Origin of the sequence: Streptomyces sp. IBSBF 2435, from assembly GCF_036815005.1 — a bacterium.
In the GTDB taxonomy this organism is placed as follows: Bacteria; Actinomycetota; Actinomycetes; order Streptomycetales; family Streptomycetaceae; genus Actinacidiphila.
In genome coordinates, this window is sequence record NZ_JAJSYW010000033.1 from 65,704 (window position 1) to 76,480 (window position 10,777).

Consider the following 10,777-nt stretch of genomic DNA (forward strand, 5'->3'; position numbering starts at 1 on the left):
CGGTGCTGATGCCGAGGGGTGCCGCGGGGTGCTCAGTTGGCGGGACGCAGGCGCAGGCCCTGCATTCCGCCGTCCACGGCCAGGGCGGTGCCGGTGACGCTCGCCGCCGCCGGGCTCGCCAGGTAGACGATGGCCGCGGCGACCTCGTCGGCGGACACCAGCCGGCCCAGCGGCTGGCGGGCGTCGAGTGCCGCGCGCTCGGCGGCCGGGTCCTCGGCCTGGTCGAGCAGCCGGCCGATCCACGGGGTGTCGGCGGTCCCGGGATTGACGCAGTTGACCCGTACGCCCTCGCGTACGTGGTCGGCGGCCATCGCGAGGGTCAGCGAGAGGACCGCGCCCTTGCTCGCGCTGTACAGGGCACGCTGTGGCAGCCCCGCTGTGGCGGCGATGGAGCAGGTGTGGGTGATGGAGGCGCTGCCGGGCCGGTCGGCGGCCGACGCGCGCAGGTGGGGCAGGGCGGCGCGGGCGGCACGGACCAAGCCGAGGACGTTGACGTCCAGCACGGTGGACCACTCCTCGTCGGCGTTGTCCTCCACGGTGCCGATGGCGCCGGTCCCGGCGTTGCCCACCAGGATGTGCAGCCCGCCGAGTTCGCGTACGGCCTCGCCTACCGCGTCGCGCACCTGCCGGTCGGAGGTGACGTCGGCGGCGACCGGGTAGGTGCCGTCGGGGGCGCCCGCCGGGTCGCGGTCCAGGACGGCGACCCGGGCGCCGCGGGCGGTCAGCAGGGCCGCGGTGGCGGCGCCGATCCCGGAGGCGCCGCCGGTGACCAGGGCGGTGAGGCCGGCGAAGTCCTGGGTGACTGCGGTGGGGGTCGTACTGGTCATCGGGTCAGCTCCTGTCGCGCCTGCCACACCGGTCCGTCGGGGTAGCGGTAGTCGGCCAGCGTTCCCGGCACCATACGGGCGGAGAAGCCGGGCGCCGAGGGAGCCCGGTAACGCCCGTTCTCCACCACGGCGGGGTCGGTGAAGTGCTCGTGGAGGTGGGGAACGTACTCGATCACCCGGTCGTCGAGACGGCCGGAGACCGCGACGTAGTCGAACATCGCCAGGTGCTGGACCAGTTCGCACAGGCCCACGCCGCCGGCGTGCGGGCAGACCGGGACGCCGAACTTGGCGGCCAGCAGCAGGATCGCGATGTTCTCGTTGACCCCGGCGACCCGGGCGGCGTCGATCTGGACGAAGTCCACCGCGCCGGCCTGGAGCAGCTGCTTGAAGACCACCCGGTTGGCGACGTGCTCGCCGGTGGCGACCCTGACCGGCTGCCCGGCGCGGACCGCCGCGTGCGCGAGCACGTCGTCGGGGCTGGTGGGCTCCTCGATCCAGTACGGGTCGTGCGGTGCGAGCGCCCGCATCCAGCTGACGGCCTCGGCGACGTCCCAGCGCTGGTTGGCGTCCACCGCGATCCGGATGTCGGGGCCGACCGCGGCGCGGGCCAGCCGCATCCGGCGCAGGTCGTCCTGGAGGTCGGCGCCGACCTTGAGCTTGATCTGGGTGAAGCCGGCGGCGACCGCCTCCTTGGCCAGCCGGGTCAGCTTCTCGTCGGAGTAGCCGAGCCAGCCGGGTTCCGTGGTGTAGGCGGGGTAGCCGTCCCTGCGCAGCGCCGCGGCACGGTCGGCGCGGCCCGGCTCGGCGCGGCGCAGGATGTCCAGCGCCTCGTCGCGGGTCAGGGCGTCGCTGAGGTAGCGGAAGTCGACCAGGTCGACGATCTGGTCCGGGCTCATGGACGCCAGCAGGTCCCAGACCGGCCGACCGGCCTCCCGGGCGGCCAGGTCCCAGGCGGCGTTGATCACCGCCCCGGCCGCCATGTGCATCACACCCTTCTCCGGGCCGAGCCAGCGGAGTTGCGAGTCGTGGGTGAGCAGCCGGTAGAAGGCGCCGAGGTCGCCGGTGACACTGTCCACCGAGCGGCCGACCACATAGGGTCGCAGGGTGCTGATCGCCGCGGCGACGACGTCGTTTCCGCGGCCGATCGTGAAGCACAGACCGTACCCCGCGAGACCGCCGGGGGAATCGGTACGGAGCACGACATAGGCGGCGGAGTAGTCGGGGTCGGGGTTCATGGCGTCCGAGCCGTCGAGCTGCTCCGAGGTCGGAAAGCGGATGTCGTACGCGTCGACCTCGGTAATGGTCGGACTCATGCACACTCCCGTCGCGAGACATCGGATCTTTTCTTGATGATCCGATGTATAGCGGCGCGCACTGGTGCCCGTCCAGGGGGAAGCCGGAAGTTGTTGATAACAGATCGGATGTCTTGGCGTCCGCTTTGCCGCTCTGTGTGGACTTCGCCGCCACCGAGAGCGACCGCGCCGCCGTCCGTGACGGTCGGGGCACGTAGGCTGGTGGCGCACGAAAGAAGAGCACAGCAGCAGCCGGAAAGGGGACGGAACCGCTCCCGCCGGCCGGAAGGAGGCGCCGGGTGATCGAGCTGGAGGGGGTGCCCGAGCTGATCGATCCGGTCATGGTCGCCGCGTTCGAGGGCTGGAACGACGCCGGGGACGCAGCCTCCACCGCGGTCGGGCACATGGACCGGGAGTTCAAGGGCGAGGTCTTCGCCGCGCTGGACGCCGAGGACTACTACGACTTCCAGGTCAACCGGCCCACGGTCTGGATGGAGGACGGCGTACGGAAGATCACCTGGCCGACCACCCGGCTGTCGGTGGTCAGGATCCAGACGCCCAAGCCCCGCGACGTGGTGTTGGTCCGCGGCATCGAGCCCAGCATGCGCTGGCGGTCGTTCTGCAACGAGATCCTGGGGTTCGCGCACGAACTGGGCGTCGAGATGGTGGTGGTGCTCGGCGCGCTGCTCGGCGACACCCCGCACACCCGCCCGGTCCCGGTCACCGGCGTCACCTCCGACCCGGACCTGGCCACCGCGCTCAATCTGGAGGAGTCCCGGTACGAGGGACCCACCGGCATCGTCGGCATCCTCCAGGAGGCGTGCACCCACGCCGGCATCCCCGCGGTCAGCCTGTGGGCCGCGGTGCCGCACTACGTCTCCCAGCCGCCCAACCCCAAGGCCACCCTGGCGCTGCTCAACCGCCTTGAGGACCTGCTCGACCTGCGCATCCCGCAGGGCGAGCTGCCCGAGGACGCCAGGGCGTGGCAGGTCGGCGTCGACCAGCTGGCCGCCGAGGACAGCGAAGTCGCCGAATACGTGCAGACGCTGGAGGAGGCGCGGGACACCGCGGAATTGCCGGAGGCGTCGGGCGAGGCCATCGCCAGGGAATTCGAGCGCTATCTGCGGCGCCGTGATCCGCAGCCGGGCGATTACGCGAGCGAGGGCGGCGACGGCGTACCGCAATTCCGTGACCTCGGCAGGCAGCAGCCGCGGCCGGAGGAAAAGGATTCCGCGGACGGCGGGGAAAGCGGCGGCGAGCGCGCCGAGCCGGACGGACAGGACGACGGCGACAGCGACTGACCGGGCGGCGCGGCCCGCCCGCACCGGGCGCGGACGCCCGCCCCCGCACCGGGGCGGGCCGGGGCGCCCTGCTGAGTGTGCACGGATCGTCAAGTCCCAGAACACTCCGTGACAACACCGCTACTGCGGGGCCTGCCATAATCGTCGGGTGAACGCGGAAAACCCCGGACCGACCACACGTTCGCCCTTTTCATCCCGTTCCCTGGGGGGGACCATGGAAATACTCGAACATATGGATGACGTGGATGTCAGCATTCTGGTCTTAATGCGGGACGGTCTTTCCGACGCGACGATCGGAAGAAGACTGTCCCGAGGACACCGGACGATTCAGCGGCGTATCTGCCACATGATGGACAGCCTCGGCGTATCCGGCCGCTTCGCACTCGGTCTGAAAGTGGCGGAACTCAATCTGCTGGCCGCCCAGGACGGCCCCGGGTACGCCGGTGACCTGACCGGCCTCCAGCACTGAGCCGGTGACGAGCCGGGACCCCGGGGCCGGGGGTTCCCGGGCGGTCGGGGACGGGAGGGCGGTCACCGCAGCGGCTGCGCCGCGGTGACCGCCCTCCCGCGTGCCGTCACGCGGGCCCGCGACGGGACGCGGACCGGCGTCAGGCGCGGGCGGCCCTCACAGCGCCACGCCGAGCAGCGCGTCCACCGCGCGCGAGACCAGGCCGGGCGCCCCGGTGTCGGCGCCGCCGTCGGCCTGCTGCGCCGCCGCCCAGCGGTCCACCGCGGCCAGGGCGCTCGGCGCGTCAAGGTCGTCGGCCAGGGCGGCGCGGATCTCCTCGACCAGCGCCTCGGCCGGCGGTCCGTCCGGCCGGGACACCGCGGCCCGCCAGCGCTCCAGCCGGGCCACCGCCTCGTCCAGTACCGCGTCGGTCCACTCCCAGTCGGACCGGTAGTGGTGGGCGAGCAGCGCCAGCCGGATCGCCGCCGGGGCCACGCCCTCGTGGCGCAGCGCGGAGACGAAGACCAGGTTGCCCTTGGACTTCGACATCTTCTCGCCGTGCAGCGCCACCATCCCGGCGTGCACGTACGCCTTGGCGTACGGGAATTCGCCGGTGAGCACCTGGGCGTGCGAGGCGCCCATCTCGTGGTGCGGGAAGGCCAGGTCGGAGCCGCCGCCCTGGACGTCGAAGCCCATGCCGAGGTGGTCCAGCGCGATGGCGACGCACTCGATGTGCCAGCCGGGGCGTCCGGCGCCCAGCGAGCCGCCGTCCCAGCTCGGCTCGCCCGGCCGGGCCGCCAGCCACAGCATCGGGTCGAGCGGGTTCTTCTTGCCCGGGCGGTCCGGGTCGCCGCCGCGCTCGGCGGACAGCAGCCGCATCGCGGCGGCGTCGAGGCGGGAGACCCCGCCGAAGTGCGGGTCGGACTCGATGGAGAAGTAGGTGTCGCCGCCGAGCTCGTAGGCCGCGCCCGCGTCCCTGAGCCGTTCGATCAGCGGCACGATTCCGGGGATGGCCTCGACGGCGCCGATGTAGTGGGTGGGCGGCAGCATCCGCAGGGCGGTCATGTCCTCGCGGAAGAGCGCGGTCTCGCGCTCGGCGAGCGCGGCCCAGTCCTCGCCGGTGGCCTCGGCCCGCTCCAGCAGCGGATCGTCGACGTCCGTGACGTTCTGCACGTAGTGGACCTGGCGCTTCGTGTCGAGCCACACGCGCTGAACGAGGTCGAACGCGTTGTAGGTGGCCGCGTGCCCCAGGTGGGTGGCGTCGTAGGGAGTGATCCCGCAGACGTAGAGGCGGGCGACCGGTCCGGGCTCGACGGCCGCAAGGCCACCGGTCGCGGAGTCGTGGAGACGGAGTGCGCGTCCAGTGCCGGGAAGGGCAGGGACGTCGGAAGCGGGCCAGGCATGCATGTCATGAGATTAACCGTGTGGACGCATGTCAAACGACCGGGAGCAGCACGTTTGCCCCGGGAGGTCGCGCCGGTCACACCGGGCGCAACCGCTCCTGTCACACCGGCGGCCATGGTATAGAAGGCCACTGCCCGCCCGGCGCCGGATGCAATCCGGTCTCCAGCAGCCGGCCGACCCTGGCTCTGACCGCGTCGGTCTCGGCCGTGGTGATCAGCGCCTTCAGCCGCTCGCCCAGGTCGCCGTCCAGCGCCGCGCCGAGCCCGGCCAGTACGGTGACGGCCTCGGCGGGCAGCGGTTCGCCGGCCCAGCCCCACAGCAGGGTGCGCAGCTTGTCCTCGGTGTGGAAGGTCACCCCGTGGTCGATGCCGTAGAGCCGGCCGCCGGCCGCGGGCAGCAGATGGCCGCCTTTGCGGTCGGCGTTGTTGATGACCGCGTCGAGCACCGCGAGCCGTCGCAGCCGCTGGTCGTCGGCGTGCACCAGCAGCGCGGTGCGCCCGTCGGCCACCTCCGCCTCGACCACCGCCTTCCAGCCGGCCGCGGGCTCGGTGTCCTCGGTGAGCGCGAGCAGCGCGCCGTCGTCCGGCTCGGCCTCTATCCACAGCTGCACCATGCCCTCGCCGTACGGCCCGTCGCGCAGCACGGTGGGCGGCACCAGGCCCCAGCCGGTGGCCTCGGAGACCAGATAGGCGGCGACCTCGCGCTGGGCCAGGGTGCCGTCGGGGAAGTCCCACAGCGGGCGCTCACCCGCTACGGGCTTGTAGACGCAGTTCAGGGTCCGGCCTTCGTGGACGGTCTCGCAGTACAGCACCGCGTTCGACGCGTCGCGCACCTGGCCGCGTACGGTCAGCTCGCCGTCGGTCAGCGCCGCCGTGCCGGCGCTCAGGCCGACCTCCGGTACCCGTTCTGACGCGGGCATACGTGTCCTTCCGGATCCAGGGGGAGGCTGCACAGCGGGCACGGCGGGCGGCCGGCCGAGACCACGTCGAGCGCGCGCTTGGCGAAGGAGCGGGCCTGGGCGCCGGTCAGCAGCACCCTCAGCAGCGGCGGCCCGTTCTCGTCGTCCTGGAGCATCTCCTCCTCGGCCGCCTCCAGGTCGTCGTCGTCCTCACCCGCCAGCTCGACCAGCGCCTGTGCCTCGATGACCATGCGGTCGTGGGCACCGTCCCAGGCCAGGGCCATGGTGCCGACCCGGAACTCCTCCTCGACGGGCACATCGAGGGGTGCGGTGTCCTGCAACTCGGTGGGGGCCACAGCGGGCACCGCGGCATTGCCGCCGCTGCGCCGCACGACCTCGTCGAGCAGCTCGTCGATCCGCTCGGCCAGCGCGGCCACCTGGGTCTTCTCCAGGGCGACGCTGGTAGTCATGCCGGACGCTCGGGCCTGCAGGAAGAACGTACGCTGGCCCGGCTGGCCGACCGTCCCGGCCACGAAACGGTCGGGGTGCTCGTAGAAGAAGACCTGGCGGGGCACGTCCTGCTCCGTTTGCTCGGCTGCGTGTCTGTGGTGCGCGTATCCGTACTGCGGGTGGCTGCGGCGCGTAGGCGGTGCGGGGTCGCCGTCACCGTCCCTACAGTGTGGCCACCACCCTACTGCGGAAGCTGATCACAGGGCGCCGGTGGAGCCGCCGACCACCGCGTCGTCCGGCGCGCCCCCGGGCGCAGCGGGCGCCGGGGCGAGGCCGCCGAGGTCCCCGGTGTCGCCGAGGCGCAGCAGGAACGGCCGGTGCGGGGTGTAGCGGATGACGGTGACCGAGCACGGGTCGGTGCTGATCCGCTGGAAGAGGTCCAGGTGCATGCCGAGCGCGTCGGCGGCCAGCGACTTGATGATGTCGCCGTGCGAGCACAGCACGTACAGCGCGTCGGGGCCGTGCTCGGCCTCGATCCGCGCGTTCCAGTCGCGGACCGCCTCGACCGCGCGGGCCTGCATGGCGCGCAGCGACTCGCCGCCCTCGCCGGGGAAGACCGCGGCCGAGGGGTGCCGCTGGACGGTGGTCCACAGCGGCTCGTCGGCCAGTTCGGCCAGCTTGCGGCCGGTCCAGTCGCCGTAGTGGCACTCGCCGATCCGGTCCTCGGTGTGCAGCGGCAGTCCCGAGCGGGTGTCGAGCAGCGGGCGTACGGTCTCCTGGCAGCGCTGGAGCGGGCTGCTGACGACGGCGGCGAGCGGCAGGACCGCCAGCCGGGCGGCGAGCGCGGTCGCCTGCGCCCGGCCGGTGTCGTCCAGGGCGACGCCCGGACTCCAGCCGGCCAGTACGCCCTCGGCATTGGCGGTGGACCGGCCGTGCCGGACAAGGATCGCGGTGGGCATGTCCGCCACCGTAACCCTTCCGCGCCGGGTCCGTTGTGCTGGGTGACGGCCGTGGCGGGGATGATCCCCCCGAGCCCCCACCACGGCCGCTGAATTCCCGTACGCCCACGCGATATTGCTCCGATCCGCTGTCCCCGGCACAGGTCCCGCGCTCCCGCCCCCTGGGTAAGGTTCAGCAGAGGTCGGGAGGACCTCGGAAGTCGGTATCGCGAAGCGGGTGGAGATGTTCAGCAAGGCGACGAGGAGCCGCCCGGCTGCGAGCGGGGCGCGCCCCGCCGGCACCGACTGGTCTCCGTACGGTCGGCTGGAGGACGCCGCGGAGGTGTACTTCCTGCACGCGGACGTCGCGCTGGACGCCATCGAGGGAGTGCTGGGCAGGCGCCGGGTGCGCGGCTTCACCCTGGAACGGGTGGTGGACCTCACCGAGGCGGGCGCGTCGGTCTGGCAGGAGGCCGCGGTGTGCGACGGGCGGCGGCTGATCCTGTGGCACAGCGAGGAGCTGGCCGACGCCAAGGCGCCGGGCGGTACGGTGCTCGACTCCTCGGTGCAGGTGCTGCCGCTGGACTCGATCGGGCACGTCGGGATGCGCACCCTGGTCGGGCGCGACGAGCTGGGGCAGCGGATCGACCGCGGGGTCTACCTGGTGCTGGCCACCGCGATGCCGCACGAGCTGAGCGCGGTGCCGGCCGACCCCGACTCGCCGCTGCCGGTGGCCTCGGCCAAATTCCGGCCCGAGGCCTTCCGGTTCAGCAAGTCGCTGGACGACGGAGGACCGGGCCAGATAGCCCGGCTGATCGCCTTCGGCCGGCTGCTGGGCCGGCTCGTTCCCGGCTGAGCCGCCGCTCCCCTGCCCCGCTCCCGCTTCGTACCGGTCCGCTTGGGCCGCGGAACCCTCCCCGCTGGACCCTTCCGCCGGCCTCGCGCTACGCCAGGCCGGCCAGTTCCAGCGCCTCGACGCCGGCCCGCAGGCCGCCCACCCGCTCCTCCAGTGTGAAGCCGGCCGGGGCGAGGGTGAGCGTGGTGACGCCGGCCTCCGCGTAGGCCCGCATCCGGTCGGCGATCCGGGCGACCGGCCCCAGCAGGCAGGTGGAGTCGATCAGCTCCTGCGGCACCGCCGCCGCCGCGCCGCCCTTGTCGCCCGCCAGGTACTTGTCCTGGATCTCGGCGGCCTGCTTCTCGTAGCCCATGCGCTGGGCCAGCTGGTTGTAGAAGTTCTGCTTGCGGCTGCCCATGCCGCCGACGTAGAGCGCGGTGTACGGGCGGAAGTGGTCGGCGAGCGCGCCGATGTCGTCGCCGACGGCGAGCGGCAGGGTCGGGCAGACGTCGAAGCCCTCCAGCGCCAGGCCGGCCTTCTGGCGGCCCGCGCGCAGGTGCCGCAGCGCGGTGTCCTCCAGGTGCGCGGCCGAGGGGAAGATCAGCAGGGCGCCGTCGGCGATCTCGCCGGTCTGCTCAAGGTTCTTCGGGCCGATCGCGGCGATGTACAGCGGGATCTTCTCGCGCTCCGGGTGCACGGTGAGCTTGATCGGCTTGCCGGGGCCGCCGGGCAGCGGCAGCGTCCAGTGCTCGCCCTCGTGGGTCAGCCGCTCGCGGGACATCGCCTTGCGGACGATCTCGACGTATTCGCGGGTACGCGACAGCGGCTTGTCGAACTTCACGCCGTACCAGCCCTCGGAGACCTGCGGCCCGGACACGCCGAGGCCCAGCCGGAAGCGCCCGCCGGACAGCGAGTCCAGGGTCGCGGCGGTCATCGCGGTCATCGCCGGGGTACGGGCCGGGATCTGGAAGATGGCGGAGCCGACGTCGATCCGCTCGGTCTGGGCGGCCACCCAGGACAGCACGGTGGCCGCGTCTGAGCCGTAGGCCTCGGCGGCCCAGCAGACGGAATAGCCGAGCCGGTCGGCCTCCTGGGCGACGGCGAGGTTGTCCGCGTCCATACCGGCACCCCAGTAGCCGAGGTTGATCCCGAGCCTCATAGCACTCCCCTTGTACTGGTCGGTAACGTCGTTGTCCCCCGGACTGTAGCGTGCGGCGACGCCACGGGGGGCTGTCGGGTACGTCACTGCCGCCCATTCGGCCGGTGCGGGCAGTAATCTCAGCGCCCATGGAGCATAGGCACCTCGGCCGTACCGGGTTGCGTGTATCCCGGCTCGGGCTCGGCACGCTCACCTGGGGGCGCAACACCGGCGAACGCGACGCCGCCGACCAGCTCAAGACCTTCTGGAACGCCGGGGGTTCGCTGGTCGACACGGCGGACGTGTACGCCGACGGCGGCGCCGAGTACCTGCTCGGGCGGCTGGTCGAGGACCTGGTACCGCGCTCCGACCTGGTGATCGCCACGAAGGCGGGCAGCGTGCCCGACCCCGACCGGCGGTTCGACACCTCGCGCGGGCATCTGCTGTCGGCCCTCGACGCGTCGCTTCAGCGGCTCGGCACGGACTACGTCGACCTGTGGCAGGTGCACGCCTTCGACCCGGGCACGCCGCTGGAGGAGACGCTGCAGGCGCTGGACATCGCCGTCAGCTCGGGCCGGGCCCGCTACGTCGGGGTGTCCAACTTCTGCGGCTGGCAGCTCGCCAAGGCGGCGACCTGGCAGCTCGCGAGCCCCGGCCGCACCCCGCTGGCCAGCACGCAGATGGAGTATTCGCTGCTCCAGCGCGGTGTGGAGCGCGAGGTTCTGCCCGCCGCGGTCGACCTCGGCGTCGGGCTGCTGCCCTCCTCGCCGCTCGGCCGCGGCGTCCTGACCGGGAAGTACCGCAACGGCACACCGCAGGAGTCCCGCGGCGGCTCCGACGACATGGCGCCCTTCGTCGCGCCCTACCTGGACGACACGGCCGGCTCGATCGTGGACGCGCTGTCCATAGCGGCGGACGGGCTAGCCGTGTCCCCCCTGCATGTGGCTCTCGCCTGGGTACGCGACCGGCCCGGCGTCGCCGCACCGCTGCTCGGCGCGCGCAACGCCCAACAGCTCGCGGCGGCGCTGTCGGTGGAGGCGCTTACGCTTCCGGAAGAGATCTGCCTGGCGCTGGACGATGTGTCGGCGCCGCTGCACCGCTACCCGGACCACGACTGGAGCACGCTCTGAACGCGCGTCACGCTCCCTCCACGGAGGCCGCAATGCCCCCCGCCGACCCGCCGCCCGCCCCAAAACTTAACTTTACACCTATCTACCGGTCCAACCCACCACTCTGAGTGTGCCAA

The 10,777-nt window shown here is 72.5% G+C and carries 11 protein-coding genes; 4 read left to right on the top strand and 7 right to left on the bottom strand.

What is annotated here, in order from left to right; genetic code table 11:
• Nucleotides 1–32 precede the first annotated feature (32 nt).
• Nucleotides 33–827 (bottom strand): SDR family NAD(P)-dependent oxidoreductase, encoded by a 795-nt coding sequence (locus V7E46_RS09525; protein WP_333768004.1) that lies wholly within the window; start codon nt 825–827, stop codon nt 33–35.
• Nucleotides 824–2,140, bottom strand: a complete 1,317-nt coding sequence (locus tag V7E46_RS09530; RefSeq protein ID WP_333768005.1) for an enolase C-terminal domain-like protein — start codon at nt 2,138–2,140, stop codon at nt 824–826. The genes V7E46_RS09525 and V7E46_RS09530 overlap by 4 nt, the downstream gene beginning before the upstream one ends.
• Nucleotides 2,141–2,418: 278 nt before the next feature.
• Here V7E46_RS09530 and V7E46_RS09535 point away from each other — a divergent pair, with 278 nt between their 5' ends.
• Nucleotides 2,419–3,420: a PAC2 family protein gene (locus V7E46_RS09535; RefSeq protein WP_333768006.1), complete on the top strand. Its 1,002-nt coding sequence runs from the start codon at nt 2,419–2,421 to the stop codon at nt 3,418–3,420.
• Between the two features lie 148 nt (nt 3,421–3,568).
• Nucleotides 3,569–3,889: a helix-turn-helix transcriptional regulator gene (locus V7E46_RS09540; RefSeq protein ID WP_333768007.1), complete on the top strand. Its 321-nt coding sequence runs from the start codon at nt 3,569–3,571 to the stop codon at nt 3,887–3,889.
• A gap of 156 nt (nt 3,890–4,045) precedes the next feature.
• Here the strand turns inward: V7E46_RS09540 and mshC are convergent, their stop codons facing one another.
• The 4 genes from mshC to V7E46_RS09560 all read right to left on the bottom strand — a co-directional run bounded on the left by mshC (nt 4,046) and on the right by V7E46_RS09560 (nt 7,579).
• Complete coding sequence (gene mshC / locus V7E46_RS09545) at nt 4,046–5,275, bottom strand: cysteine--1-D-myo-inosityl 2-amino-2-deoxy-alpha-D-glucopyranoside ligase (protein ID WP_333768008.1); 1,230 nt, start codon at nt 5,273–5,275, stop codon at nt 4,046–4,048.
• A gap of 97 nt (nt 5,276–5,372) precedes the next feature.
• A complete protein-coding gene (locus V7E46_RS09550) occupies nt 5,373–6,191 on the bottom strand; it encodes an SCO1664 family protein (protein WP_333768009.1) in 819 nt (272 codons plus the stop codon).
• Nucleotides 6,155–6,745, bottom strand: coding sequence for a DUF3090 domain-containing protein (locus V7E46_RS09555; RefSeq protein WP_333768010.1), 591 nt, complete (start codon nt 6,743–6,745; stop codon nt 6,155–6,157). The genes V7E46_RS09550 and V7E46_RS09555 overlap by 37 nt, the downstream gene beginning before the upstream one ends.
• Before the next feature lie 132 nt (nt 6,746–6,877).
• Nucleotides 6,878–7,579: a histidine phosphatase family protein gene (locus tag V7E46_RS09560; RefSeq protein ID WP_333768011.1), complete on the bottom strand. Its 702-nt coding sequence runs from the start codon at nt 7,577–7,579 to the stop codon at nt 6,878–6,880.
• 223 nt (nt 7,580–7,802) lie between these two features.
• Here V7E46_RS09560 and V7E46_RS09565 point away from each other — a divergent pair, with 223 nt between their 5' ends.
• Entirely contained in the window at nt 7,803–8,414 is a 612-nt protein-coding gene (locus V7E46_RS09565) for a hypothetical protein (protein ID WP_329182618.1), read from the top strand.
• Nucleotides 8,415–8,502: 88 nt separating this feature from the next.
• Here V7E46_RS09565 and V7E46_RS09570 read toward each other — a convergent pair whose 3' ends face one another.
• Nucleotides 8,503–9,552 (bottom strand): LLM class F420-dependent oxidoreductase, encoded by a 1,050-nt coding sequence (locus tag V7E46_RS09570; protein WP_329180450.1) that lies wholly within the window; start codon nt 9,550–9,552, stop codon nt 8,503–8,505.
• A gap of 128 nt (nt 9,553–9,680) precedes the next feature.
• Here V7E46_RS09570 and V7E46_RS09575 point away from each other — a divergent pair, with 128 nt between their 5' ends.
• Nucleotides 9,681–10,661 (top strand): aldo/keto reductase, encoded by a 981-nt coding sequence (locus V7E46_RS09575; RefSeq protein WP_333768012.1) that lies wholly within the window; start codon nt 9,681–9,683, stop codon nt 10,659–10,661.
• Nucleotides 10,662–10,777: the final 116 nt, after the last annotated feature.